The sequence below is a fragment of the Burkholderia sp. Bp9142 genome, assembly GCF_003853415.1.
Lineage (GTDB): Bacteria > Pseudomonadota > Gammaproteobacteria > Burkholderiales > Burkholderiaceae > Burkholderia.
Genome location: NZ_QTPP01000030.1, coordinates 73,776 through 98,128 on the forward strand (window position 1 = coordinate 73,776; position 24,353 = coordinate 98,128).

Consider the following 24,353-nt stretch of genomic DNA (forward strand, 5'->3'; position numbering starts at 1 on the left):
CGATGCGTTCGCCGGACGACACGCCTCCCGAATGACACCGCGCCGCATGCAGCCGGCACGAGCCGGACGCACGCGGCGCTTCCCTTCCGGCCCGTTCCGGCCGAGCGCGTACGCCGCACGTCACTCCGTCGGCGCGGTCGACGCCAGCGCGATCCGCGCCTTCTCTTCCGGGCTGCCCGCCACGTAATACTTCTTCGCCCAGCTCGAATCCGGCGCGAGCGCGAGCTGCCGATGCGAACCGGCGCCGTGCTGTTTCGTCTCGATCGACAGCGCCCGCGCGCGATAGTGCTCGTAGAGCCGCAGGAATTCCGCGAGATAGATCGCCGCGATCCGCGTGTCGCGGATCTCGAGCAGGTTCTCGTCGTTGTACTGCTCGGAATTGCGGCTCATGTTCGCCGAGCCCGTATAGACGATCGGGTTCGCGCCTTCCGCATCGATCACGATGAACTTGTGATGGATCACGACCGGCGGATAGGCCGGCGCCGGTTCACCCGGAAAGAGGCGCAGCTCCGGCTCGAAACCCTGCGGCACCGTTGCCGGCGAAAAATACGCGGCATCGATCACGTCGCGATGATCGCGCTGGCGATGGTAAAGCTCGAGGTTCGCGAGCGTCGCCGCATCGAGCGGCTGGCCGTCGTGCTGCGCGGCATCGGCCTTCGTCGCGCTGCCGGCGTTGATGCGGTTCACCAGGCCGAACATCATCAGGCCGCGGTCGCCGGCGGCGAAGCATGCGTCGCGCAGCGCCGCGTCGGTCGGCATGAACAGGCAGAACGACACCGAATGCTTCGCGGCCGCGATCGCGGCGACGATCGTATCGATCTCGGTGCGCTGCCCCGCCGGCTCCGGCGAAAACGCGACGCGCACCTGCGCGCTGCCGATCGTCAGCGGCTCGGACCAGCCCGGCGACAACTTCGCCGTCTCCGCGATCGTCGGATTCGCGGCCAGCGCTTGCGCACGCGCGTTGTACAGCGCGGCGAGCGCGGGCGAATCGAATGCGTGCAGCACGTTGGCCTGCTCCGTCAGCCCTTCGGTCGTGAAGTTCGCGGAACCGGTCAGCACGCGCGCGGGCGTCACCGCAGTTGCCCCGTTCGCCGGTGCGTCGGTCACGACGAACTTGTCATGCATGATGTGCGTGCGATCGCGCGGCGCCAGCGTCGCAAGACCCTGCAGCGCGTCGACGGCCGGCTGGTTCGGCGACGGCAGCGGCGGCTTGCCCTTGCGTGCCGTCGTGTGCGCATCGTAGACGATCGCGAGCGACGCTTCACCATGCTGACGGCCGAACGCCTCGAATGCGGGCAGCGCCCACAGCGTGTCCGTCAGGTGATAGACGGCCGACACCGCGCGCGACGCGGGATCGAGCATCGCCGCGAACACCTGCTCCATGTCGTTCGCGAGCCACGTGCGCAGCTTCAGCGCCTGGTCCGCGCTCGGCGCCGCATTCGGCGCGAGACCCAGCGCCGCGACCTGCTTCGCGAACGCCTGCGAGCTGACCACCGCGCGGTTGAACCACGTGCCGACGCCGTCCACGACGTGCGCGGGCAGCACGACATCGCACACGCCGGCCTCCGCATCGAGCACCTGCAGGTGCGCCGGCGTGCCGACGACCGGATAGACGTCATAGCGGAACGACGCATCGCGATCCTGCGGATCGATGCGCGCGTCCCACCACATGAATTTCTGGATCGGCGCCTGGTCGGTCGGCGCGTCGCCCTGCGTATCGGCGGCCGGGCCGTCGAACGTCAGCCGGTTCGGCAGCCAGCTGTTCGGCGCCCGCGTCTTGCCGTCGGCCGACCAGAAGCCCGGCGTGCGCCGGATCGCGAAGCCGAGGAAGTCGGTGCGCGACGCCGCGTCGGGCCAGTCGAAGGCCAGCAGGACCAGGGTCGGGGAAAGATAGCTGCGTACGCTGACGGTCATTCGTTGCTCCTGCCGGGCCGGCCGGTCGAGATGAATGAGTCAGTGTTGACGGCGGTTCTTCCCGCGCGATGACGGTTCGATGAACCTTGTATGTCGGACCCGCGTCAGTCGCACACGAGCAACTCGATGCCGCGGGCGGTCAGCGCGCGGCGCACGGTCTTGTCCGGCGCGCGCTCGGTCACGAGGTAGCGCGCGGCCGACGTGCCGTTGATCCGCACCGGCGTCACGCGGCCGAACTTCGAATGGTCGGCGACGATGACCGCCGTGCCGGCCGCCGCGATCATCCGGCTGCGCACTTCGGCGGCGAGCCGCGAGTAGTCGGTGCAGTCGCCGTCGGCCGTGATGCCGCCCGCGCCGACGAACGCGAAATCGACGTGATATTGCGCGAGCTGCTGGATCGTATCGAGCCCGAACGTCGCATCCTCGTCATCGGACAATTCGCCGCCGAGCAGCGTCACGCGATTGCCGTTGCGCCGCGCGAGCACGAACGCGGTACGCCAGTCGTTCGTATAGATCGACAGCCGGTGCCGGTCGGCCAGCGCGAGCGCGACCGCATGCGGCGTGCTGCCCGAGTCGATCAGCACCGATGCATCGTCGGGCACGAATTCGGCCGCGCGCCGCCCGATCGTGCGCTTCGCTTCGGCGTTCGCCGCTTCACGCTCGGACAGGCTCGGCTCGCGGCGGTCCGCCGCCAGCGCGCCGCCGTGCGTCATCACGAGCAGGCCGCGCGCCGCGAGCGCGTTCAGGTCGCGCCGCACAGTCTCGCGCGACACGTCGAGCGAGCGCACGAGTTCGGCGACCGACAGCGCGCCCGAGCGTCCGAGCTCCGACAGGATGTATTGATGACGTTGTTCCGCCAGCATCGCAATGCGCCCGAGGCGACTGGTAATGGGTAAGCCAGCCATTGTATTACGGCCGTTTGACCGGTATTTGACGAGGTCGCGTCCGGCGGCGGCCGCGTTTCACGAAAGCGAAATTCTGTATTGCCCGATGCGCGCGAATCGGCGCGGCACGCGATTGCTACACTCTGCGTTTCGCCGAACGACAGACCAGCAAGGGGCTTGCGCCATGTATCGCAAAGGCAGTGTGCTCGAAATCCAGTTCTCGCCGGAACGACTCAACGACGGGGCCGGCGATCCGTACTGGATCGACCTGACGCTCGACGAGGCCCGCCGGCTGTACGAACAGCTCGCCGCGCGCTTCGCGACCGACGTGCGCGCGAACCAGCCGCTCGACACGTTCTCGCTCGACTGAGCTTCCTTCCTTGCCGCGCGCTACGGCGCGTCGTCATGCCGCGGCGCTATCGCCCGGCCGGCCGATAGCCGAACGGCCGCCCCGTTGCCGCGCTTGCGGCGCTTCGTGTCCGTCGCCGCCATTCGCAGCCGAAGCCGCGCGCCACGCATGGCCGCGGCATGCGTCCCGCACGCGCGACCGGCGAGTGCAGAATCCGACAAGACAGCGGCGCTGCTTCCCCCGATACTGGCCGGCTTCACGATTCGTCCGGCCGTATCGCGGCCCGCCACGCATGCTTACCTCGCTCGTCGCCGCGGCGTTCGTCGCGCTGTGGTCCACCGGCTTCATCGTCGCCCGGGCCATCAAGCCCTACGCCGATCCGAACCTGTTCCTGCTCGCGCGTTTCGCGGGCACGGCCGTGCTGTTCGGCGCGGTGGCGCTCGCCGCGCGCGCGCCGTGGCCGGCCCGCCGCGCATGGCCGCGCCACCTGATCGCGGGCGCGCTGTTGCAGGGCGTCTATCTCGGCGCCAGCTACTGGGCCGTCGCGCAAGGGCTGAATGCAGGCGTGATGGCACTGCTCGGTGCACTGCAGCCGCTCGCCACCGCCGTGCTGGCCGTGCCGCTGTTCAACGAGCGCCTGCCCGCGCGCGGCTGGCTCGGGATGGCGCTCGGGCTCGCCGGCGTCGCGCTCGTCCTCGCGCCGAAGGTCGCGGGCGGCGTCGCGGCGCCGCCGGGCGTCGCGGCGCCGCCGGGCGCCGCGCCCGCGTGGTTCGTCGTGGCCGTCTCCGTCCTGTCGGTCGGCTCGATCACCGCGGGCTCGCTGTACCAGAAGGGCAAGCTCGCGCGGAACGACCTGCGCACGGCCGTCGCCGTGCAGAACCTCGGCGCGGCGATCGTCGCGGCCCTCTTCGTCGTGCTGCTGCACGAAACGCGCTGGATCGGCGCGCCGGCGCTGTGGATATCGCTCGTGTGGGGCGTCGTGTTCCTGTCCGGCGGCGCAGTCACGATGCTGATGTGGATGCTGCGGCGCGGCAACGCGGCGCGCGCGACGTCGTTGCTGTTCCTCGCGCCGCCGCTCGCCGCGCTGCAGGGCTACCTGCTGTTCGGCGAAACGCTCGCGACCGTCCAGCTCGCCGGTTTCGCGCTCGCGCTGGTGGGCGTCGTGCTCGCGCGGCGCTGACGCGGGCAAGCGGAAGCGCCCGTCGCTGCCGCCCCCCTTCATGCATCGAAACGAAGCATCCGCGCGCACGCCAGGGTGCGCCGCCCGGCGCGCTGCACCACGACGATGCACCGCGTCTCGCCGATGCAACGCGAAGCCGCCGGAAACGCGTGCCCGGCGCGGCGCCGGGCCGCGATTGCGCTTATGATGGGCGCCTTGCATTTCGTTCCGGAACCACCTTCATGACATCCGCCGATTACGCCAGCCGCCAACGCGCGATCATTGCCGAACTGAACGTCGCCCCGCACTTCGACGTCGAAGCCGACATCGCCCGCCGCGTCGATTTCCTCGCGCAGTACCTTCGTTCAACCGGCCTGCGGACCTACGTGCTCGGCATCAGCGGCGGCGTCGATTCGTCGACGGCCGGGCGGCTCGCGCAACTGTCGGTCGAGCAGCTGCGCGCCGGCGGCTACGACGCCCGCTTCATCGCGATGCGCTTGCCGAACGGGGTGCAGAACGACGAAGCCGATGCGCAGCGCGCGCTCGCGTTCGTGCGCGCGGACGAGACGTTCACGGTCGACGTGAAGCCGGCCGCCGACGCGATGCTGGCCTCGCTGGTCGCCTCCGGCCACGCGTTCGACAACCCGGCGCAGCAGGACTTCGTGCACGGCAACATCAAGGCGCGCGAGCGCATGATCGCGCAGTACGCGGTGGCCGGCGCGCGGCGCGGCATCGTGATCGGCACCGACCACGCGGCCGAATCGCTGATGGGTTTCTTCACGAAATTCGGCGACGGCGGCGCGGACGTGCTGCCGCTCGCCGGCCTGAGCAAGCGTCGCGTGCGTGCGGTGGCCCGCGCGCTCGGCGGCGACGAACTGATCGTGATGAAGGTGCCGACGGCCGACCTCGAGGAACTGCGTCCGCTGCGTCCCGACGAGCACGCGTACGGCGTCACCTACGACGAGATCGACGATTTCCTCGAAGGCAAGACCGTCGCCGACACCGTGTACGAAACGGTGCTGCGCTTCTACGACGGTTCGCGCCACAAGCGCGCGCTGCCGTACACGCCGTTCGACTGGCCGGCCGCGTAAGCCGGCCGCTACGGCCGAAACACCGCGCCGCGCGAACCGTAACGGTTGCGCGCGGCGCGGGCACGACGGGCAGCGCTACGCGTGCCCGCCCGTCTTCCCCGCCTGCAGTGCGCGAATCCGCATCCGCGCACCCGTATCGCTGACCGTCGCGTCGTACATCGTCGCGAGATCGCGCTTGAGCGCGGTGCGCGAACCGCCGTCGAGATACACCATGTGCCCGGACGGATAGAAGCGCGCGGACAGGTTCTGCCGCACCTTCTGATCCTCGAGCGGCATCTGCTGCAGGTCGATCACGGTCTGGTAGAACGGTGTGACGAAATCGTACAAGCCGTTCGCCGACAGCACCTTCAGGTCGACGTTCAACGCCATCACCGCGGCGAGATCGCCCGCCGTGTAGAGGATCACGTTCCCCTTCGCATCGATGCCCTGCTGCGCGCCGGTCGGGTCGACATGGCTGAAGTCCCAGTTCCGGAATGCCTGGTCGTTCAGGTCCGTGAACGCGGAGTTCGACGTGAACTTCAGCTGCTCGTTCAGGTAGCTGTTCCACATCGCCGTGTAGACGCCCGTCACGGCCGTCATCGTCGGATCGTTGCCGCCCGAGTTCGGATCGATCTTGCCGGCGATACCGGTCGAGATCGCCGTCACGCGGCCGTCGTACGAACCGAGCGCCAGCCCCTGCGCCTGCAGCAGCGTCGTCAGGAACAGCGAATTGCCGCGCGCGTTGTAAGCCGCGATGTCGAGCCCCCACGTCTGCAGCGTCGCCGTGTCGATGCCCGTGTAGTCCGCCAGCTTCCGCACGGCGGCCGGGTCGGCATGCGGCACCTTGCGCAACGCAGTCAGGTAGTCGGTGCGCGCGAACTGCGCGACTTCCTCGACAAACGCGCCGAGATCGGCCGGCGCCGGCTCGACGCCGAGCTTCTTGTGATACCACGCGTCGGCCGCCGCGGTCGGCAGCGCGCCGACCGGGTTGCCGGCCTGCCGGTAATCGAGGATCGACGACTGCAGCGTGACGCCGTTCAGGTCGACGCCATCCTCGTGCAGCTTGTACGCGAGCACGCAGCTGCGCGCGGTGCCATACGACTCGCCGAACAGGTATTTCGGCGAATTCCAGCGGTTGTTCTTCGTCAGGTAGCGCTTGATGAACTGCTTCAGCGAATCCGCGTCCTGGTCGACGCCCCAGAAATTGCGGTTCCGGTTCGGCGCGACGGCCGCCGAATAGCCGGTGCCGACCGGATTGATGAACACCAGGTCACTGTGGTCGATCATGCTGTCCGGGTTGTCTTCCATCTGGTACGGCGCGGGCGGCGTGAACCCCGGCATCGACGTCCTGATGCGCTTCGGCGCGAACGAGCCGAGCAGCACGAACACCGACGACGAGCCGGGCCCGCCGTTGTAGAAGAACGTGACGGGTCGCGTTTCCTCCTTCGCGCCGTCGGCCGTGAACGCGACGTAGAAGATCTTCGCGGCCGGCTGCGAACTGCTCGGGTCGACCGTCACGAGATGGCCGACCGTCGCCGTGTACGCGATCCGCTTGCCGTCGATCAGGATCGTGTGATGCGTGATCGCGGCCGCTTCGGTCGTGTCGGTCACCGAGTCGTCGGGGCCGTTGCCGTACGCGACCGGATCGAAGAACGGCTGGTCGCGGCCGTGGCTCAGCGCGACAGGATGGATGGTCGGCGGCACGCCATGCGAATGGTGGTCGCCGTGATGCAGCGGATACACGCCGCCGGAAGATGCGGAATCGTTGCCCATCGTGCTGCTCCTGGAGGTGAAAAAAGACGCGGGCAGGAAACCCGCGTCGCCTGGAAAGGCAGGTGCCGGCGCGTCAGCTCGACGGCTTGCGCGCGAGGATCGCCGCGAGTTTCGCGCCGTCGGGGCTGCCGAGGCCCGTGCACGCGTCCCAGCCGGACGCGGCCGCATACGTGCCGTTCGAGCCTTTGGTGATGTCGCGCAATGCGCCGGGATTCTTGTACAGCGCGGGATTGATCCAGCCGGCCGAGGCGCCGGCCGCCGCACTCGCCGCCGCGTTGATCCGTGCGATCAGCGCGGCCCACAACGGCGCGACCGCGCTCGTGCCGCCCATCACCGCGGGCGTGCCCGCGACCGACACCTCATAGCCCGTTTGCGGCGATGCGTCGCCGGCCACGTCGGGCACGCCGCGCTTCGCGAGCGGCGTGTGGCTGCCGTCGGCGAGCGCGACGGTCAGCCCCTGCTGCCAGGCCGGCACGTCGAACATCGTGCTGACGCCGCCGCCGCCCGCCCCGCCACCCGCCGCCTCGTCGTTCCACGTGACCTCGCCGCGAATGCCCTGCCCCGGCAGCGCGTCGAGCTGCGTACCGCCGCAGCCGAGCACGTACGGGCTCGACGCGGGGAAGTCGACGTGATCGGCGCCGTCCTGCAGCCCGTCGCCCGAGCCGCTGTCGCCCGACGCCGCGCACACCGTGATCCCCTGCGCGGCGGCCGCCTGCAGCACGCGGTTGAACGCGTGCGCCGACTGCGCCTGCCAGATCGCTTCCGGTCCGCCCCAGCTGATCGAGATCACCGAAGGCCGGTTGGTCTTGTCGGTGACGGCCGCGTTGACGGCCTGGATGAAGCCCGCGTCGCTGTTCGGCGCGAAGTAGACCGCGATCTTCGCGGCCGGCGCGATCGCGCCGGCGATCTCGATGTCGAGCGCGACTTCGCCGTCCGGGCCGTTCGCGTCGCCGGTCGGCGTATTGCGGCCGGTGCCGACGTTCACGTCGACGAGCGTCGGCGGCGTGCCGATCCCGAGCCCGTGGAAATATTGCTGGATATCGGCCGCGCGATAGCCGCCGCCGAGTTCGACGATCGCGATGCATTGCCCGGCGCCGTCGCCGGCCGGAAAGCCGTAAAGCGAAGCGAGTTGCGGCGGCGTGAAGGTGACGGCCGTGGCGCCGCGCGCAGGCCTGAACGGCGGGCGCAGCCGGAAGTGCGGCCGCGCCTGCGGGCGGCTGTCGAGACCGAGCACGGCCGTCACCGCATCGCCGAGTTCGTCCGGCAGCGAGATCGGGCCCGAGCGGCCGCGGTACTGGCCGATCGCGCGATGCTCGAAACGCTCGAGCTTCACGCTGAATGCCGCCTCGAACTGCTGGATCGTGCCGGACAGCACGACGACGCTTTCGACCGGATCGACGCGATCGACCGTCAGTTGATGACGGCGCGCGAAATCCTCGGTCTTGCGAATGTCGTCGGGATTGGCGGAGAAACGCTGTGCGAAGGCTTCGCGCGACAGCGGTGTTGCGTTCGCGTCACCGGTGGCGAGCTGGTGGACCAATGTATCGAGTTGCCCTTCTTCCTGCCGCCGCAACATGATCGTGACGTGGATGCGTTCTGCCGGATCGCACTGACCGAGACACTTCGACTCGGCGACGATGCGAGGTTCACGGTCGGCTTGAAGATGCCTTGCCATGTTCAGACCCTCCTTGGTACCGCGTTGCACGGAACAGCCAGGAAATCGGACAGGGCCGGCGGGAGACGGTTCCGTTCGGTCAGTCGGTTCGCGGCAGCGCGAAGTTAAGGGAAGTTTAGAACAGTCAGATGATTTGCGCGCACGCCGTGCCGTGACGGGGCCGGCGCGCGCAGGCCGGCATTGCGCGCGACCCGCGTTGGTCGGTGCGGTGCACCGCGTGGCCTGTCGGCCCGCGCGGCAGCGCTGCGATGATGCGGGTCAGTCCATCGACAGGCGCAGCGCGAAGCCGATCAGCGCAGCGGAAAACGTCCAGCGCTGCACCGTCTGCGCGAGCGGATGGGCGCGCATCCACGCCGCGATGCGCGACGCGCCGAACACGCATGCGAGGTCGAAACACACGCCGGTCGCGACGAGCATCGCGCCGAGTTCGAACATCTGCCACACGACGGGCCCGGCCTCGGGCCGCACGAACTGCGGCAGCAGCACCGAGCAGAACAGCAGCGCCTTCGGGTTCAACAGGTTCGTCAGCAGCCCCTTGAAGAACGACTGCCGCAGCTCGCCCGGCGCCGCCGCGTCGCCGTCGCCGAGCGCGAACACCGGCGAGCGGAACACCTGGATCGCGACGTACGCGAGATAGAGCGCACCGCCGTAGCGGATCGCTTCGTACAGCCACGGCGCGCTGCGGATCAGCGCCGCGACGCCGCAGGCGGACAGCGTCACGTGCGCGGTGCGCGACAGCGACAGGCCGGCCGCCGCCGCCATTCCCGGCCGTACGCCGCGGCCGATGCTGGTCTGCAGCACGAGCGCCATGTCGGGGCCCGGCACTGCATAAATGGCCGCCAGCGCGGCAAGATAAATCAACAGCAAGTGCGTGGAAATCATGGTCTGCCCCCGTCCTCCAATGACGTTATGTTGCCGCTGAAGGAGGAGGGATTATTGGCCATCTTTGGCTCAGGATTGGCGATCCATAGCGGAATCCGCCACAATCATGAAATCCAGAAACGGAATCCGCCAACATGACCGAACTCGACAAAACCGATCGCGCGATTCTCGCCGCGGTGCAGCGCGACGGCCGCCTGCCGATCGCGCGCCTCGCCGATTCCGTCGGCCTGTCCGAGACGCCGTGCGCACGACGCCTGAAACGTCTCGAAAGCGACGGCTACATCGAGCGCTACCGCGCGCAGCTGTCGCGCCAGGCGCTCGGCTTCGGCGTCGTCGCGTTCGTGCTCGTGCGGTTCGCGACGCACGACCGCAAGGTCGCCGACCGGTTCGAACGGGAAGTGCTCGGCATCGAGCGGATCGTCGCGTGCCACAACGTCGCGGGCACGGCCGACTACCTGTTGCAGGTGGTCGCGCGCGATCTCGACGACTACGGCACGTTCATTCGCGACTCGCTGCGGATGCTGCCGGGCGTGACGTCGATCGAATCGGCGCTGTCGCTGCGGGAGGTGAAGCACGACGCGGGGTTGCCGGTGCCGTGATGCCGGCGGCCCCGGACGGAAGGCCGCGCACGACGGACACGCGCCCCGTCACGTCGACGCGTGTCGATGCCGGCCACGGCGAGGCACGTCGGCGTAACGCTCGTTCAAATTGTTGGCATCGTCGGGCCTACGCGACGACGTCAGGCGACTGATGCGCGCGCTCGAGATCCTCGAGAAATGCTTCGACGAGCGGATCGCCGCGCCCGTCGCGCGCCACGACCATGTGGAACGTGACGTCATAGCGCAGCTGATCCGGATTGAGCGGCGCGAGCAGCCCCTGCGCGACATACGGCGCCGCGAAGTGCTGCGGCAGGTAGCCGAGGTGATGGCCTGACAGGATCAGCAGCGCGACGGCCTCCATGTTGTCGGCGGTCGCGGTCACGCGATCGGGCGTCGTCGACATTTGCGCCTCCGGCAGCGGATACGAGCGCCACGCCCACTCGAATCCCGCGACGTCGGCCGGCGTCAGCGCGCCGGCGCCCTCGAACAGCGGATGGCCGCGGCCGCAGTAGGCGACCTGCCGCTCGATGAACAGCGGCGTGTAGTGCAGCGACGGCACGCGATGCCAGAAGTAGCCGACCGCGATCTGGATCTCGTTGCTCAGCAGCTTTTCCTCGAGATCGCCCGGCGCGCGCACCGAGATCGAGAAGCGCACGGCCTCGTCGCGCGTGCGGAACGCGGCGATCGCCTCGGCGATCCGCGCGTTCTGGCTGACCGGCGTATGGCCGATCAGGCCGATGTTCAGCGTGCCGACCAATTGGCGGTCCATGTGCCGCGCCGCCATCCCGAATTCGTCGAGCGCGGCAAGCAGCTTGCGGCTCATCGCGTGGAACCGCTCGCCCTTCGGCGTGAGCCGGAAGCCGCTGCGGCCGCGCTCGCAGAGCCGATAGCCGAGCCGGGTCTCGAGCGACGACAGCTGCGCGCTGATCGTCGACTGGCCGACGTTCAGCATCGCCTGCGCGGCCGACACGCCGCCCGCGTCGGTGACCGCGAGAAACACGCGGATCAACCGCAGATCGAGGGTCGACAGATTCCCGAGCACGCTATTCCCCTTCCATACATCGATGAAAATCGATGTTTACGTCGATATCTTCGCATTCTTCTTTCCGGCGTGACGCGTAAAACTATGTGCCAGGCCGCGTCGCATGATACGGCACCCCCACATCGGAAGAGACAAGCCCATGAACGACTCCACCCATTTCCAGCCGCTCGGCGGCAATGAAATGCCGCGCTGCGGCGGCATCGCGACGATGATGCGCCTGCCGCACGTGGCGAGCGCCGCAGGCCTCGACGCCTGCTTCGTCGGCGTGCCGTTCGATCTCGGCACCTCCAACCGCACCGGCGCGCGCTTCGGCCCGCGCCAGATCCGCACCGAATCCGTGCTGCTGCGCCCGTACAACATGGCCACGCGCGCCGCGCCGTTCGATTCGCTGCAGGTCGCCGACATCGGCGACGTCGCGATCAACCCGTACAACCTGCACGATTCCATCGCGCGCATCGAGGCCGCGTACGACGCGATCCTCGAGCACGACTGCAAGCCGGTCACGCTCGGCGGCGACCATACGATCGCGCTGCCGATCCTGCACGCGATCCACCGCAAGCACGGCAAGGTGGCATTGATCCACGTCGATGCACACGCCGACGTGAACGATACGATGATGGGCGAAAAGATCGCGCACGGCACGCCGTTCCGCCGCGCGGTCGAGGAAGGCCTGCTGCACGGCGACAAGGTCACGCAGATCGGCCTGCGCGGCACCGGCTACGCCGCCGAGGATTTCGACTGGTGCCGCGAGCAGGGCTTCCGCGTGGTCCAGGCCGAGGAATGCTGGAACAAGTCGCTCGCGCCGCTGATGGAAGAAGTGCGCGCGCGCGTCGGCGACACGCCCGTCTACATCAGCTTCGACATCGACGGCATCGACCCGGCCTATGCACCGGGCACCGGCACGCCGGAAATCGCCGGCCTCACGGTGCCGCAGGCGCTCGAGATCATCCGCGGCGCGAAGGGACTGAACATCGTCGGCTGCGATCTCGTCGAAGTCGCGCCGCCGTACGACCCGTTCGGCACCACGGCCCTGCTCGGCGCGAACCTCGCGTACGAGCTGCTGTGCGTGCTGCCCGGCGTCGCCTACCGCGACTGATCCCGCCCGACCTATTCCAAATCAGAGGATTCCAGAGGAGCACAAGACAGATGGGGACTTCCGTCAAGCAACCGAAGCGGGCGGCGCTCGCTTCGTTCGTCGGCACCACGATCGAGTGGTACGACTTCTATAGCTATGCGACCGCCGCCGCCATCGTGTTCGGGCCGCTGTTCTTCCCCGGCGAAAACCGCCTCATCAGCCTGCTCGCGTCGTTCGGCTCGTTCGCGGTCGGCTTCTTCGCGCGGCCGCTCGGCGGCGTGATGTTCGGCTATCTCGGCGACCGCTTTGGCCGCAAGCGCTCGCTGCTCGCGACGCTGATGCTGATGGCCGTGTCGACGGTCGCGATCGGCCTGCTGCCGACCCATGCGCAGGCCGGTGTGATCGCACCGATCCTGCTCGTGCTGATGCGCGTGCTGCAAGGCATCGCGGTCGGCGGCGAATGGGGCGGCGCGGTGCTGCTCGCCGGCGAGCATGCGCCGGAAGGCAAGCGCACGTTCTTTGCGTCGTTCGCGCAACTCGGCAGCGCGAGCGGCCTGATCCTGTCGATGCTCGCGTTCGGCGCGATCAGCACGCTGTCGAAGGACGACCTGATGAGCTGGGGCTGGCGCGTGCCGTTCCTCGCGAGTTCCGTGCTGCTGATCGTCGGCTTCGTGATCCGCGCGAGCGTGTCGGAATCGCCCGAGTTCGAGGAAGTCAGGAAGAGCGGCAACACCGCACAGAACCCGGTGCGCGAAGCGCTCAAGTACTGGCCGCTGCTGCTGCTCGCGATCGGCGCGAACGTGTACGGGATCGCCGGCGTGTACTTCAGCAACATCTTCATGATCAGCTACGCGACGCAGTTCCTGTCGCTCGACCGGTCGATGGTGCTGCATTGCATGACCATCGTCGCCGTGCTGCAGTTCGTCGTGCAGCTCGCCGCCGCGTTCCTCGCGCAGCGCTTCGGCACGACCCGCGTGCTGCTGATCACCGGCGCCTGGGCCGCGATCGTGCCGTTCGTGATGCTGCCGCTCGTGCACATGGGCACGCCGCTGTCGATCACGGTCGGCGTCGGCCTCGCGACGCTCGCGGAATCGGGCTACTACTCGGTGGTCGCCGGTTTCGTCAGCGGCATCTTCATCGCGCGCATCCGCTACACCGCGATCTCGATCGCGTACCAGGTGTGCGGCGCGCTCGCCGGCGGTCTCACGCCGCTCGTCGCCACGCTGATCGCGCAGAACGCCGCGCCGCAATGGTGGCCGCTCGCGCTCCAGTACATGAGCGCCGCCGTGCTGTCGTCGGTGTGCGTGTGGCTGATCTCGCGACGCGTCAGCATCGACGATGCGGGCGCCCCCGGCAAGGCGGACGAAGTGCTGCCGCGCGGCACACGTACCGCGTAACCTCACGCAACGGGCAGGCGACATCGCCTGCCCGTTTGCATTGGGCATCCGGCGGTACGCCGCAACGCCCCCGCCGCGCCCCGAACCTTCATTGCGACAAGCGGCCCGCCCATGCGGGCCGCGAGCGTGCCGCCCGATCATCGACCGCGACGGCAGGCGCGCAGCGTTCGCACGTTATTGCACCTGGTTGCGCAGCGTCTTCGCGGCGGCGACCAGGTTCGTCAGCGCCGGAATCACCTCCGCCCACTGGCGCGTCTTCAGCCCGCAGTCCGGATTCACCCACAGGCGTTCCGCCGGAATCCGCTCGGCCGCCTTCCTCATCAGGCCGACGATGTGCGCCTGCGTCGGGATGTTCGGCGAGTGGATGTCGTACACACCCGGCCCGATCTCGTTCGGATACCTGAAGCTGTCGAACGCGTCGAGCAGTTCCATGTCCGAGCGCGACGTCTCGATCGTGATCACGTCCGCGTCCATGTCGGCGATCGACGCGATGATGTCGTTGAACTCCGAATAGCACATGTGCGTATGGATCTGCGTATCGTCCTGCACGCCGTTCGCGGTGATGCGGAACGATTCGACCGCCCACTTCAGATACTCGCCCCATTGCGCGCGGCGCAGCGGCAGGCCCTCGCGCAGCGCGGCCTCGTCGATCTGGATCACGCGCACGCCGGCCTTCTCGAGGTCCAGCACTTCCTCGCGGATCGCGAGCGCGAGCTGGTAGCACGACACCGAGCGCGGCTGGTCGTCGCGCACGAACGACCAGTTCAGGATCGTCACCGGGCCGGTCAGCATGCCCTTCATCGGCTTGTTCGTCAGCGACTGCGCGTACGCGATCCATTCGACCGTCATCGCTTTCGGACGGCTGATGTCGCCGAACAGGATCGGCGGCTTCACGCAGCGCGAACCGTACGACTGCACCCAGCCGAACTGGCTGAATGCGTAGCCGTCGAGTTGCTCGCCGAAGTATTCGACCATGTCGTTGCGTTCGGCTTCGCCGTGCACGAGCACGTCGAGCTCGAGCGATTCCTGTTCGCGCACGCTGCGCTCGATCTCGGCCCGCATCGCCTTGCGGTAGCCTGCTTCATCCAGCGCGCCGGCCTTGAACTGGCTGCGCGCCTGGCGAATTTCGGCGGTCTGCGGGAACGAGCCGATCGTCGTCGTCGGGAAGGCCGGCAGGTTCAGGCGTGCCGACTGCTTTGGCGCGCGCTCCGGATAGGGGCTCACGCGGTTGCCGAGCTGCGCGTCGACGCGGGCGATTGCAGCCTTCACCGCCGGGTTGTTCACGCGCGGCGAGCGGCGGCGCGACGCGATCGCCGCGGCATTCGCCGCGAGCGCGTCGGCCACCTTGCCGCGGCCTTCGTTCAGCGCGGTCGCGAGCACCTTCAGCTCGTCGAGCTTCTGCAGCGCGAACGCGAGCCACGAACGGATCTCCGCATCGAGCTTCTCTTCGCTCGCGAGATCGACCGGCACGTGCAGCAGCGAGCACGACGGCGCGAGCCACAGGCGCGCGCCGAGCTGGTTCGCGAGCGGCTCGAGCCAGTCGAGCGTCGCGTTCAGGTCCGTCTTCCAGATGTTGCGGCCGTTAATCGCGCCCACCGACAGCACGCGACCGGCCGGCAGTTCACGAACCAGTGCATCGATTTCGTCACGGGCGTTGATCGCGTCGATATGCAGGCCGTCGACCGGCAGCGAAGCCGTGAGCGTCAGGTTGTCCCGAAGCTGGCCGAAGTACGTGGCGAGCAGCAGCTTGATACGGCGCGTTTCCAGCGCCGCATACGCGGTGCGGAATGCCTGGCGCCATTCAGCGTCGAGTTCGGTCACGAGGATCGGCTCGTCGATCTGCACCCATTCGACGCCCTGTGCGGTCAGCGTGTCGAGCAGCGCGCCGTACACCGGCAGCAGCTTCGGCAGCAGCGCGAGGCGATCCGAATCGTCCTTCGCCTTGCCGAGCCACAGATACGTGACGGGGCCGAGGATCACCGGCTTCGCGTTCACGCCCTGCGCTTTCGCCTCGGCCAGTTGCCCGAGCAGGCGCGACGGATCGAGTGAGAAGTTCGTGTCCGCGTGGAATTCCGGGACGATGTAGTGATAGTTCGTGTCGAACCACTTCGTCATTTCACCGGCCGCGACACCGCCGCAGCATGCCGCGTGTTCCTCCGCCGACTGCGCCGAACGGCCACGCGCGACGCGGAAATAGTTGTCGAGCGCATCGCCATGGAAGTCCCGCACGCGCTTCGGCAGGTTGCCGAGCGTGAAGCTCATGTCGAGCACCTGGTCGTAGAACGCGAAATCGCCGATCGGCGCGAGATCGAGGTCGCGCTGGTCGTTCCAGTGGCGCTGGCGGAGCTCGGCGCCGAGTGCCTTCAGCTCGTCGCGCGACGATTCGCCCTTCCAGTAGCGCTCGAGACCGAACTTGAGTTCGCGCTTCGCGCCGATGCGCGGAAAACCGAGGTTGTGTGTCGTAACCATGAAGCTGCCGTCCAGAGAAAAATTGAAGATCCGGCAGCCATCATAGGGATTTCATTCCATGAAATAAAATGGCATTATTTCATTCATCCATTAAATTTGTTCATGTGTTTGTGGGATAAGCGATAGCCATGCTGGAACGATTCCATCTTGTCGTGATCCGCGAAGTCGAGCGCCAGGGCTCGCTGACGGCGGCCGCCAATGCGCTGCATCTCACCCAATCGGCGCTCAGCCACACCGTCCGGAAGATCGAGCAGCAGCTCGGCACGCCGATCTGGGATCGGGAAGGACGCGGCCTGCGGCTCACGCAGGGCGGGCAATATCTGCTGAAGCTGGCACACCGGCTGCTGCCGCAGTTCGAGCTCGCCGAAGAGCGGATGAAGCAGTATGCAAAGGGCGAGCGCGGCACGCTGCGCATCGGGATGGAGTGCCATCCGTGCTATCAGTGGCTGCTGAAGGTCGTGTCGCCGTACCTGTCGCGCTGGCCGGACGTCGACGTGGACGTGAAGCAGCGCTTCCAGTTCGGCGGCATCGGCGCGCTGTTCGGCCATGACATCGACGTGCTCGTGACGCCCGACCCGCTGAACAAGCCGGGGCTGCGCTTCGATCCGGTGTTCGATTACGAGCAGGTGCTGATGGTCGCGGAGACGCACCGGTTCGCGAACGCCGACTACGTGACGCCCGAGCAGCTGACCGACGAGGTCCTGATCACCTACCCGGTCGAGACCGACCGGCTCGACATCTACAATCAGTTCCTGACGCCGGCCGGCATCGTGCCCCGGCGCCACAAGTCGATCGAGACGACCGACATCATGCTGCAGATGGTGGCAAGCGGGCGCGGCGTGGCCGCGCTGCCGGGATGGCTTGCCGACGAATACGCGGACCGGATGCCGGTCGTGCCGGTCAGGCTCGGCGAGAAGGGGATTTCGAAGCAGATCTTTCTCGGCATCCGCGAGGCGGATGCGTCGATCGACTATCTGGCCGCATTCGTCGCGCTGGCGCGCGAATCGACGTGGAGCGCGCCGCGCATGCTGCGCTAGGCACGCTCCGCGCCATGCGCGTCAGGCGGCGCGCATGCCGGTGCGTTCGCCGCGTTCGACCCATGCGCCGAACAGCAGGCCGATCGTCGTCCACATGATCACCTGCATGCCGATCGCCGCGACGCGGAATTTCCACAGCACGGCGGCCGGGAAAGCGGCCGGCACTTCGTTGAACGACGGCAGCCCGATCTGCACGGCCGCGATGATCGCGACGAACACGAGCCCTGCGACGATCGACGCGTTCCACTGGCCGAGCTTCGCCAGCAGATGGCGGCGCACGCTGACCGAGAACACCATCGTCGCGATCGAGATCGCGATCATCAGGAAAAACAGGCCGGTGCGATGGCCGATCGTGTCGGGATCCCCGACCGCGGGCGGACTGGCCGGATATTTGATGTTCGGCACGATCACGAGCGTGATGAACGCCGCCAGTGCGAGCCACGCGGCCAGCGGTCGTGCCGGAAGGCGGCCGCCGCGCCCGTATGCGTACGCGAAGACCAGCGAGAACAGCCCGCCGAATGCCGCGCCGTAGGCCACGACGCCCGTCAGCAGGCCGAGGCCGGACTGCGTATGGCGGCTGACCAGTTCGTGTTCGTGTTCGTGCTCCGGCGAATCGCCATTCCCGGCATCGTGCGATGCTTCAAAGGCGATCGCCTGATCGACTTGCGGCTCGCCGACGATCTTGGCGAAACCGAACGTGAGGAGGCCCGCGGCGATGCCTGCGAGCATCCCGCGCATGAGCAGCTTTCCAACCATCGTGTACTCCGCGTCAGTGGCAGGGAAAGCCGAGCAGATGGCGGCCGTCGTGGACGAACTCGTGCACGTACATGCCCGGCACGAGCGACGTCGCGCCCTGTTCCGCGCCGACGAAATACAGCGCGAGCAGCAGGATCAAGCCGACGAAGACGGCCCACGGCAACAATTCGCGGACGGGAATGGGGGCCGGCACGACGACCGGCTTCAGCACTGCTTCGCTCATGGATGCACCTCAGGGGAATCGCGCCCCGACAAATGTTGGATGGTACGAACGCAGGTCTGGCTTCCGGGATTGAGGATCCCCGGTTACAGTGGCGCGACCGCGCCGGGCTTGCACCGGCTTCCGCGCTTCGTATCGGGCGAATTGTACGCGCGAACGTGCGCGTGTTGAAGGCCCGCGCACGACGGGCGCGGCCGCCCCGAATCCTCCGAGCATCGACATGCCCCTCCCTGCCTCGCTGCGCATGATCGCGCATGCGCCGACCCGTGCGATGCGCACCGGCGCGTTTCCCGCTGACGATCCGCTCGATGCGCGCGGGCTCGTCGATGCAGCCGCGCTGCGCGAGTCGTTCGAAGGCGGCCGCGACGCGATCGTGCTGTGCAGCCCCGCACGTTGTGCGCAGCAAACCGCCGACGCGCTCGGGCTGCGCGCCGGCATCGACGATGCGCTGCGCGATGTCGACTACGCCAACTGGCGCGGCAAGCGGCTGCACGACCTCGCGCGCGACCTGCCCGACGAACTCGGCGCCTGGATCGACGATCCGTCCGCGTCGCCGCACGGCGGGGAATCGTTCGAGGACGTCGCGCGCCGCGTCGGCGCGTGGTTGAACGCGCTGCCGCGCGGTCGCGATATCGTCGCGATCACCCATGCGACGATCGTTCGGGCGGCCATCGCGCACGTGCGTCGGATGGACACGAAGGCTGTGACCCGCATCGAGGTCGCGCCGCTGTCGTGCACGGTATTCACCGCGTCGCGAGACGGCTGGACCTTGCCCGCGGACGACGTTCGACGCGATACCGATGCGTAGGCCCGCCTGTTCACTATATGGAGATTGACGGCGCCACTTTCTTACATGCGTGTAATGTGAACGGTTCGTCCTCCCGACTGTCATCAAACTGACGGATAGCGAAAGCTAGGATCGGCTGCGGTTCCCTTATGAGATGCCGTCATGAATCAGCCTGCTTCGTCCGCCGCAAACAATTCCGGCTCCACCGAACGCACCCGGCAGGTCGGCTATGCCGTCTTCCTGCTGGTGCTCGCAATCGGCGCCGTCTATATCGCCACCCACCTGATTGCCGATCTGTCGCCCATCCGCGAAGGGTCGCTGTTCCCGTACCTGATGCTCGGCGCCGCGCTGGTGATCGCGCTCGGCTTCGAATTCGTCAACGGCTTCCACGACACCGCGAATGCGGTCGCGACCGTGATCTACACCCACTCGCTGACGCCGAACGTCGCGGTGATCTGGTCGGGCATGTGGAACTTCCTCGGCGTGATGGTTTCGAGCGGCGCCGTCGCATTCGGCATCCTGCAGCTGCTGCCGGTCGAGCTGATCCTGCAGGTCGGTAGCGGTTCGGGTTTCGCGATGGTGTTCGCGCTGCTGATCGCCGCGATCGTCTGGAACCTGGCGACCTGGTATTTCGGATTACCGTCGTCGAGCTCGCATACGCTGATCGGGTCGATCATCGGCGTCGGGCTGATGAACCAGCTGATGCACGGGCCGTCGGGCACGAGCGGCGTCGACTGGGGCCAGGCGCTCGGCGTCGGCAAGTCGCTGCTGCTCTCGCCGATCGTCGGCTTCCTGTGCGCGTCGCTGCTGCTGCTCCTGCTGAAGGCCGTCGTGCGGATTCCGGAACTGTACAAGGAGCCGCCGAAGGATCAGCCGCCGCCGTTCTGGATCCGCTGCCTGCTGATCCTCACGTGCACGGGCGTGTCGTTCGCGCACGGGTCGAACGACGGGCAGAAGGGGATGGGCCTCATCATGCTGATCCTGATCGGCACGATGCCGACCGCGTATGCGCTGAACAAGGCGGTCACGCGGGCCGAATCGCAGACGTTCGTCGCCGTCGCGAACCAGGCCGCCGCGACCTTCGCGAAATACTCGAATGGCGTCGCGCCGTCCGCGAATCCGCGCGCCGACGTCGAGCACTTCGTGCAGCGCCGCGAGATGACGCCCTCCGTGCTGCCGGCCGTGCAGCAACTGTCCGCGTCGCTCGCGACCGCGGTCGGCTCGTCGGGCTCGATGGCGGCCGTGCCGCAGGGCGACGTCGACAACGTGCGCAACACGATGTATCTGGTATCCGAAGCGATTCGCCTGATCGAGAAGTCGGGTCAGCCCGCCTTCGCCGCCGACGACAAGCTCGCGATCGACAACTACCGCAAGCAGCTCGATCACGCGACCAAGTTCATTCCGACCTGGGTGAAGGTGGCCGTTGCGATCGCACTGGGTCTCGGCACGATGGTCGGCTGGAAACGGATCGTCGTGACCGTCGGCGAGAAAATCGGCAAGCAGCATCTGACGTACGGACAGGGTGCGTCGGCCGAACTCGTCGCGATGCTGACGATCGGCGCGGCCGATGCGTACGGGCTGCCCGTGTCGACGACGCACGTGCTGTCGTCGGGCGTCGCGGGCACGATGGCTGCGAACGGGTCCGGGCTGCAATGGAGCACGGTGCGCAGCCTCGTGCTCGCGTGGGTGCTGACGCTGCCGGCGTCGATCGTGCTGGCGGCTGGACTTTACTGGCTGTTCCGGTCGGTCGCCTGAGCGGACGAGCGGCGGGCGGCCGGGGAATCGGCCGCTCGCCGTGGAGGATTCGGCTCGGTCTCCACGTCTCGTCACCTCTTCGCCTCTTCGCCTCTTCGCCTCGCAGCCCCTTTCGCCTTCCTTCTCGCGCACGCTACCCTGGGTTTATCCCGGTCAGTGGCGGAACGGTGTCGCAATGAATCACCGTTGTGCCCGACCGCCCGCGCCGCGACCTGCGTCCTCTCTCCCCCGAATTGAAGCGCAAGATCTGGAGCGCGCCATCACACCGACGCCGTTAGACTGGGTTCATCGACTTTCATCGTGGACACGGTCGTGCTCGCAACGCTTCCCGACATCGCCTCGCCGACCATCGCGCCGCGACCGTCCGGGCTTATTTGGGCGCTCACGACATACCCGCACGACACCCCATCGCTGACGAACGAGGTACACCCGTGAACATCGCCGATCTACAGCCCGCCGTCGAATCTGTCGACTTCGTGCAACGCGTGGGTGCACTCGACTGGATCGCCGCCGGTACCGAACTCGATCGCTATGGATGCGCTCGCGTACCGGGCCTTCTGTCCGCGGACGAATGCACGGCACTGGCATCGCTCTATGCGCGAGATGCGCTTTACCGGTCGCGCGTCGTCATGGCGCGGCACGGCTTCGGCCGCGGTGAATACCGGTATTTCGCTTATCCGCTGCCGGCAGTTGTCGACGCATTGCGAACGGCGATCTACCCGCATCTCGCACCGATCGCGAATCGCTGGAACCGGGCACTCGGGGTCGACGTCCGCTACCCGGCCGATCACGCGGCATTCCTCGAGCGCTGCCACGCGGCGGGACAGACGCGTCCGACGCCGCTGATCCTGCAGTACGGTCCGGACGACTACAACTGCCTGCATCAGGACCTGTATGGCGAGCACGTCTTTCCGCTGCAGGTCGCGATCCTGCTGTCGGCGCCGGGCCGCGATTTCACGGGTGGCGAGTTCGTGGTGACGGAACAGCGGCCGCGCATGCAATCGCGTGCGGAAGTGGTGCCGCTGACGCAAGGCGACGCGGTGATCTTCGCCGTGCATGGCCGGCCCGTGCAGGGAACGCGCGGGGTCTATCGGGTCAACCTGCGTCACGGCGTGAGCCGTATCCGGACCGGGCACCGCCATACGGTCGGCATCATCTTTCATGATGCGCAGTAGCGGCAGTCGATGCGGGCGCGGCATTGCCTGTCGCTGCATCATGCCCGGACTCATTCCGCGCGGCGGCCTGACATCGCCATGCGGTTGGCGTCACCTTCCGCCACTCGCGGCAGCGGCAACCGACGCGAGCGCGGCATTGTCGGTCGCTGCCTCGTGCCCGGATGCGTGCGTGCACAGCAGGGCGACCGGGCATCGCCAGCACCGCGGCCGTGCTGGCTCATGAAATGCGCGTGTGGAGATTCATCGCCCTCGCGACGAGTCGCACCGTCAGGTGAGCGACCGAGCGGGACAATACGCACCTGTTGCCATTCACACACGACCGACAGGTCGACCTACCCTTGCGCCGCACTCGCCCGGAGCCGGTCGCCCGCATCGGACGCAAGCCGCGCATAGCCCGGCAACGTCAGCAGCGCGAGCACGCCCGCGGCAACGAACGCCCAGCGAAAATCGTCGAGTACATAGTGAATCCCGGCCGCATCGCCGCGCATCAGCGCGGCGAGCCGCAGCGCCAGCGCGCCGAATGCGATCCCCATCCCGATCGTCATCTGCTGCGCGGCGCTCCACAGGGTGCTCGCGGCGCTCGTCTGGTGCGACGGAATATCGGCATAGGCGAGCGTCGCCAGCGTCGTGAACTGCATCGAGCGCGTCAGCCCATAGACGAATACGACGAGCAGCGTGATCGCGAGCGGCGTCGACGCGGTCAGCCAGCCGCATGCGATCGTGAAGAAGCCGACGATCGTCACGTCGACGAGCGCGACGCGGCGAAACCCGAACCGGTCGAGGATCCACGACGTGCCCGCCTTCATGCCCAGATTGCCGAGCGCGCTCGCGAGCAACAGCAAACCGGACTGGAACGGCGACAGCCCGAAGCCAATCTGGAACAGCAATGGCAGCAGATAAGGCACCGCATTGACCGCAATCCGCGTGATCGATCCGGTGAGGACCGTTACCGAGAAGGTCGGCACCTTCAGCGTCGTGAAGTCGAGCAGCGGGTGCGCGCAACGCCGCGCATGCATCCACGCGGCAATGCCGAACAATACGCTGGCCCCGACCAGCACGGCGGCACGCGTGAATTGCGCATCCTGCTGACCAGCCGTTTCGGTACCCAGCAGCAGACAGGTCAGCGCACTGCCGGCCAGCGCGAACCCGACCCAATCAAGCGGTCGCTGTTCATTCGCGCGCGTATTCCGGACGATCAGCCACGTACAGACCAGCGCGGCGAGGCCAAGCGGCACGTTCAACAGGAAGATCCATCGCCAGGACGCGTAGGTCGTGATGAAGCCGCCGATCGGCGGCCCCACGACCGGCGCAACGATACCCGGCCACGTGATCGTCGCGATCGCACGCATCAGCCGTGCTTTCTCGGTGCTGCGCACGACGATCATCCGCCCGACCGGCACCATCATCGCCCCGCCGACGCCCTGCAACAGGCGTGCGGCCGTAAACGTCACCACGCCGTTGGACAGCCCGCACAGAATCGACGCCCCGGTAAAGATCACGATCGCACTGCCGAACACTGTGCGTGAACCGTATCGGTCCGCAATCCAGCCGCTGATCGGGATGAATACCGCGAGCGCCAGCATGTAGGCCGTCATCCCGAGGCTCAGCGCATTCGGCCCGACGCCGAAGGAGCGCGCCATTTGCGGCAGCGCGGTCGCGATCACGGTCGTATCGAGATACTCCATGAAGAAGGTCGCGGCGACGAGATACGGCAAGAAGTCGGTCGTCCGACCACTCTGAGCAGAGCTGGAAGCCATGAACGATGCAGTTGCGGAAGGCGGAACACACCGGCAACCGTTCGCGGCAGCCGGACGAGTGGCGATATTACCTTGAAGCGTCCGCATTCCGCTCTGCCGACACGTGGCGCTGAAGCTACTTTATGCGCATAGATCAGACTTGGCTCGGCGACAAACCACACACGCCACTGACGTCAAGAAAGCGCGCATTTGAGCCGATATCGGCGAAGATCGACAACGTTACTCGCCCATCTGGCCGTCCTGGCGAAGGCTGTACCGCTCACCTCGACACGCATCGCTCCAATCAGCTCACCCCTGGTCGTCGGTTGTCCCTTGATAGACCACGGCGCCATCAGACATCCGAATCAGCGAAAACTTCATATTGGCGAACGGGCCTACATCGCCGTCTGCATCCTGGAATTTTGCGTGAAACGGTACATGGACACAGCCGGCGTGAGACTGCGCAGCACATCCCAGCAGAGAGAAGCAAAACAGAAGCGGTACGAGCTTTTTCATTGGTATTGACCTTACCCCGCCGAGTACACCATTCGTAAGTTAGTGGGCTCGCCGTTTTTCGGTTGATGCAATTGCCGGAATTG

21 protein-coding genes and 1 riboswitch are annotated in these 24,353 nt (G+C 67.3%); of the genes, 10 read left to right on the top strand and 11 right to left on the bottom strand.

Annotation, left to right across the window (positions count from 1 at the left end; all coding sequences use genetic code 11):
- Nucleotides 1–120: 120 nt before the first annotated feature.
- Together DIE22_RS27420 and DIE22_RS27425 are read right to left on the bottom strand one after the other, a co-directional pair.
- Nucleotides 121–1,914, bottom strand: coding sequence for a phospholipase D-like domain-containing protein (locus DIE22_RS27420; protein ID WP_124606511.1), 1,794 nt, complete (start codon nucleotides 1,912–1,914; stop codon nucleotides 121–123).
- A gap of 104 nt (nucleotides 1,915–2,018) precedes the next feature.
- Nucleotides 2,019–2,777, bottom strand: coding sequence for a DeoR/GlpR family DNA-binding transcription regulator (locus DIE22_RS27425; protein ID WP_124494856.1), 759 nt, complete (start codon nucleotides 2,775–2,777; stop codon nucleotides 2,019–2,021).
- Nucleotides 2,778–2,982: 205 nt separating this feature from the next.
- On the opposite strand from DIE22_RS27425, the gene DIE22_RS27435 reads away from it, so the two are divergent.
- The 3 genes from DIE22_RS27435 to nadE all read left to right on the top strand — a co-directional run bounded on the left by DIE22_RS27435 (nucleotide 2,983) and on the right by nadE (nucleotide 5,397).
- Nucleotides 2,983–3,168 carry a hypothetical protein gene (locus DIE22_RS27435; RefSeq protein WP_006758664.1) on the top strand — a complete coding sequence of 62 codons (186 nt, stop codon included), beginning with the start codon at nucleotides 2,983–2,985 and terminating at the stop codon, nucleotides 3,166–3,168.
- Nucleotides 3,169–3,439: 271 nt separating this feature from the next.
- The gene (locus DIE22_RS27440; protein WP_124606512.1) at nucleotides 3,440–4,327 is read left to right on the top strand and encodes a DMT family transporter; all 888 of its coding nucleotides are present in this window, start codon (nucleotides 3,440–3,442) and stop codon (nucleotides 4,325–4,327) included.
- A gap of 221 nt (nucleotides 4,328–4,548) precedes the next feature.
- On the top strand, nucleotides 4,549–5,397 hold the full coding sequence (gene nadE / locus DIE22_RS27445) for an ammonia-dependent NAD(+) synthetase (RefSeq protein WP_124494852.1): 849 nt from the start codon (nucleotides 4,549–4,551) through the stop codon (nucleotides 5,395–5,397).
- A gap of 75 nt (nucleotides 5,398–5,472) precedes the next feature.
- Here the strand turns inward: nadE and DIE22_RS27450 are convergent, their stop codons facing one another.
- The 3 genes from DIE22_RS27450 to DIE22_RS27460 form a co-directional block, all read right to left on the bottom strand.
- A complete protein-coding gene (locus DIE22_RS27450; protein ID WP_124606513.1) occupies nucleotides 5,473–7,149 on the bottom strand; it encodes a S10 family peptidase in 1,677 nt (558 codons plus the stop codon).
- Between the two features lie 73 nt (nucleotides 7,150–7,222).
- The gene (locus DIE22_RS27455) at nucleotides 7,223–8,824 is read right to left on the bottom strand and encodes a protease pro-enzyme activation domain-containing protein (protein ID WP_124606514.1); all 1,602 of its coding nucleotides are present in this window, start codon (nucleotides 8,822–8,824) and stop codon (nucleotides 7,223–7,225) included.
- Nucleotides 8,825–9,082: 258 nt separating this feature from the next.
- Complete coding sequence (locus DIE22_RS27460; RefSeq protein ID WP_124494846.1) at nucleotides 9,083–9,706, bottom strand: LysE family translocator; 624 nt, start codon at nucleotides 9,704–9,706, stop codon at nucleotides 9,083–9,085.
- 134 nt (nucleotides 9,707–9,840) lie between these two features.
- Between DIE22_RS27460 and DIE22_RS27465 the strand changes: the two genes are divergently transcribed.
- A complete protein-coding gene (locus DIE22_RS27465; RefSeq protein WP_124494844.1) occupies nucleotides 9,841–10,305 on the top strand; it encodes an Lrp/AsnC family transcriptional regulator in 465 nt (154 codons plus the stop codon).
- 127 nt (nucleotides 10,306–10,432) lie between these two features.
- On the opposite strand, the gene DIE22_RS27470 is transcribed toward DIE22_RS27465, so the two are convergent.
- The gene (locus DIE22_RS27470; RefSeq protein WP_124494842.1) at nucleotides 10,433–11,347 is read right to left on the bottom strand and encodes a LysR family transcriptional regulator; all 915 of its coding nucleotides are present in this window, start codon (nucleotides 11,345–11,347) and stop codon (nucleotides 10,433–10,435) included.
- 139 nt (nucleotides 11,348–11,486) lie between these two features.
- On the opposite strand from DIE22_RS27470, the gene speB reads away from it, so the two are divergent.
- Nucleotides 11,487–12,443 carry an agmatinase gene (speB, locus tag DIE22_RS27475; protein WP_124606515.1) on the top strand — a complete coding sequence of 319 codons (957 nt, stop codon included), beginning with the start codon at nucleotides 11,487–11,489 and terminating at the stop codon, nucleotides 12,441–12,443.
- Nucleotides 12,444–12,493: 50 nt separating this feature from the next.
- Nucleotides 12,494–13,819 carry an MFS transporter gene (locus DIE22_RS27480; protein ID WP_124494838.1) on the top strand — a complete coding sequence of 442 codons (1,326 nt, stop codon included), beginning with the start codon at nucleotides 12,494–12,496 and terminating at the stop codon, nucleotides 13,817–13,819.
- Nucleotides 13,820–13,993: 174 nt separating this feature from the next.
- Here DIE22_RS27480 and metE read toward each other — a convergent pair whose 3' ends face one another.
- Nucleotides 13,994–16,288 (bottom strand): 5-methyltetrahydropteroyltriglutamate--homocysteine S-methyltransferase, encoded by a 2,295-nt coding sequence (metE, locus tag DIE22_RS27485; protein ID WP_124606516.1) that lies wholly within the window; start codon nucleotides 16,286–16,288, stop codon nucleotides 13,994–13,996.
- A gap of 128 nt (nucleotides 16,289–16,416) precedes the next feature.
- Here metE and DIE22_RS27490 point away from each other — a divergent pair, with 128 nt between their 5' ends.
- The gene (locus DIE22_RS27490) at nucleotides 16,417–17,325 is read left to right on the top strand and encodes a LysR family transcriptional regulator (protein WP_124494834.1); all 909 of its coding nucleotides are present in this window, start codon (nucleotides 16,417–16,419) and stop codon (nucleotides 17,323–17,325) included.
- A gap of 21 nt (nucleotides 17,326–17,346) precedes the next feature.
- On the opposite strand, the gene DIE22_RS27495 is transcribed toward DIE22_RS27490, so the two are convergent.
- Together DIE22_RS27495 and DIE22_RS27500 are read right to left on the bottom strand one after the other, a co-directional pair.
- Nucleotides 17,347–18,081, bottom strand: coding sequence for a CbtA family protein (locus DIE22_RS27495; RefSeq protein ID WP_124494832.1), 735 nt, complete (start codon nucleotides 18,079–18,081; stop codon nucleotides 17,347–17,349).
- Between the two features lie 13 nt (nucleotides 18,082–18,094).
- Nucleotides 18,095–18,304: a CbtB-domain containing protein gene (locus DIE22_RS27500; RefSeq protein WP_047902386.1), complete on the bottom strand. Its 210-nt coding sequence runs from the start codon at nucleotides 18,302–18,304 to the stop codon at nucleotides 18,095–18,097.
- Between the two features lie 31 nt (nucleotides 18,305–18,335).
- Nucleotides 18,336–18,478, bottom strand: a riboswitch (cobalamin riboswitch).
- Between the two features lie 43 nt (nucleotides 18,479–18,521).
- Here DIE22_RS27500 and DIE22_RS27505 point away from each other — a divergent pair.
- The 3 genes from DIE22_RS27505 to DIE22_RS27515 all read left to right on the top strand — a co-directional run bounded on the left by DIE22_RS27505 (nucleotide 18,522) and on the right by DIE22_RS27515 (nucleotide 22,018).
- The gene (locus DIE22_RS27505; RefSeq protein ID WP_124606517.1) at nucleotides 18,522–19,109 is read left to right on the top strand and encodes a histidine phosphatase family protein; all 588 of its coding nucleotides are present in this window, start codon (nucleotides 18,522–18,524) and stop codon (nucleotides 19,107–19,109) included.
- A gap of 141 nt (nucleotides 19,110–19,250) precedes the next feature.
- Nucleotides 19,251–20,843: an inorganic phosphate transporter gene (locus tag DIE22_RS27510; RefSeq protein WP_124606518.1), complete on the top strand. Its 1,593-nt coding sequence runs from the start codon at nucleotides 19,251–19,253 to the stop codon at nucleotides 20,841–20,843.
- A 431-nt stretch (nucleotides 20,844–21,274) separates the two neighbouring features.
- A complete protein-coding gene (locus DIE22_RS27515) occupies nucleotides 21,275–22,018 on the top strand; it encodes a 2OG-Fe(II) oxygenase (protein WP_124606519.1) in 744 nt (247 codons plus the stop codon).
- Nucleotides 22,019–22,350: 332 nt separating this feature from the next.
- On the opposite strand, the gene DIE22_RS27520 is transcribed toward DIE22_RS27515, so the two are convergent.
- Nucleotides 22,351–23,775: a DHA2 family efflux MFS transporter permease subunit gene (locus tag DIE22_RS27520; protein WP_124606520.1), complete on the bottom strand. Its 1,425-nt coding sequence runs from the start codon at nucleotides 23,773–23,775 to the stop codon at nucleotides 22,351–22,353.
- A gap of 288 nt (nucleotides 23,776–24,063) precedes the next feature.
- Entirely contained in the window at nucleotides 24,064–24,270 is a 207-nt protein-coding gene (locus DIE22_RS27525; protein WP_124494823.1) for a hypothetical protein, read from the bottom strand.
- Between the last annotated feature and the right edge of the window lie 83 nt (nucleotides 24,271–24,353).

Coding starts and splice junctions, on each gene's coding strand:
- DIE22_RS27420 (WP_124606511.1), bottom strand. CDS start 1,914: ATGACCGTCAGCGTACGCAGCTATCTTTCCCCGACCCTGGTCCTGCTG.
- DIE22_RS27425 (WP_124494856.1), bottom strand. CDS start 2,777: ATGCTGGCGGAACAACGTCATCAATACATCCTGTCGGAGCTCGGACGC.
- DIE22_RS27435 (WP_006758664.1), top strand. CDS start 2,983: ATGTATCGCAAAGGCAGTGTGCTCGAAATCCAGTTCTCGCCGGAACGA.
- DIE22_RS27440 (WP_124606512.1), top strand. CDS start 3,440: ATGCTTACCTCGCTCGTCGCCGCGGCGTTCGTCGCGCTGTGGTCCACC.
- nadE (WP_124494852.1), top strand. CDS start 4,549: ATGACATCCGCCGATTACGCCAGCCGCCAACGCGCGATCATTGCCGAA.
- DIE22_RS27450 (WP_124606513.1), bottom strand. CDS start 7,149: ATGGGCAACGATTCCGCATCTTCCGGCGGCGTGTATCCGCTGCATCAC.
- DIE22_RS27455 (WP_124606514.1), bottom strand. CDS start 8,824: ATGGCAAGGCATCTTCAAGCCGACCGTGAACCTCGCATCGTCGCCGAG.
- DIE22_RS27460 (WP_124494846.1), bottom strand. CDS start 9,706: ATGATTTCCACGCACTTGCTGTTGATTTATCTTGCCGCGCTGGCGGCC.
- DIE22_RS27465 (WP_124494844.1), top strand. CDS start 9,841: ATGACCGAACTCGACAAAACCGATCGCGCGATTCTCGCCGCGGTGCAG.
- speB (WP_124606515.1), top strand. CDS start 11,487: ATGAACGACTCCACCCATTTCCAGCCGCTCGGCGGCAATGAAATGCCG.
- DIE22_RS27480 (WP_124494838.1), top strand. CDS start 12,494: ATGGGGACTTCCGTCAAGCAACCGAAGCGGGCGGCGCTCGCTTCGTTC.
- metE (WP_124606516.1), bottom strand. CDS start 16,288: ATGGTTACGACACACAACCTCGGTTTTCCGCGCATCGGCGCGAAGCGC.
- DIE22_RS27490 (WP_124494834.1), top strand. CDS start 16,417: ATGCTGGAACGATTCCATCTTGTCGTGATCCGCGAAGTCGAGCGCCAG.
- DIE22_RS27495 (WP_124494832.1), bottom strand. CDS start 18,081: ATGGTTGGAAAGCTGCTCATGCGCGGGATGCTCGCAGGCATCGCCGCG.
- DIE22_RS27500 (WP_047902386.1), bottom strand. CDS start 18,304: ATGAGCGAAGCAGTGCTGAAGCCGGTCGTCGTGCCGGCCCCCATTCCC.
- DIE22_RS27505 (WP_124606517.1), top strand. CDS start 18,522: ATGCCCCTCCCTGCCTCGCTGCGCATGATCGCGCATGCGCCGACCCGT.
- DIE22_RS27510 (WP_124606518.1), top strand. CDS start 19,251: ATGAATCAGCCTGCTTCGTCCGCCGCAAACAATTCCGGCTCCACCGAA.
- DIE22_RS27520 (WP_124606520.1), bottom strand. CDS start 23,775: ATGGCTTCCAGCTCTGCTCAGAGTGGTCGGACGACCGACTTCTTGCCG.
- DIE22_RS27525 (WP_124494823.1), bottom strand. CDS start 24,270: ATGAAAAAGCTCGTACCGCTTCTGTTTTGCTTCTCTCTGCTGGGATGT.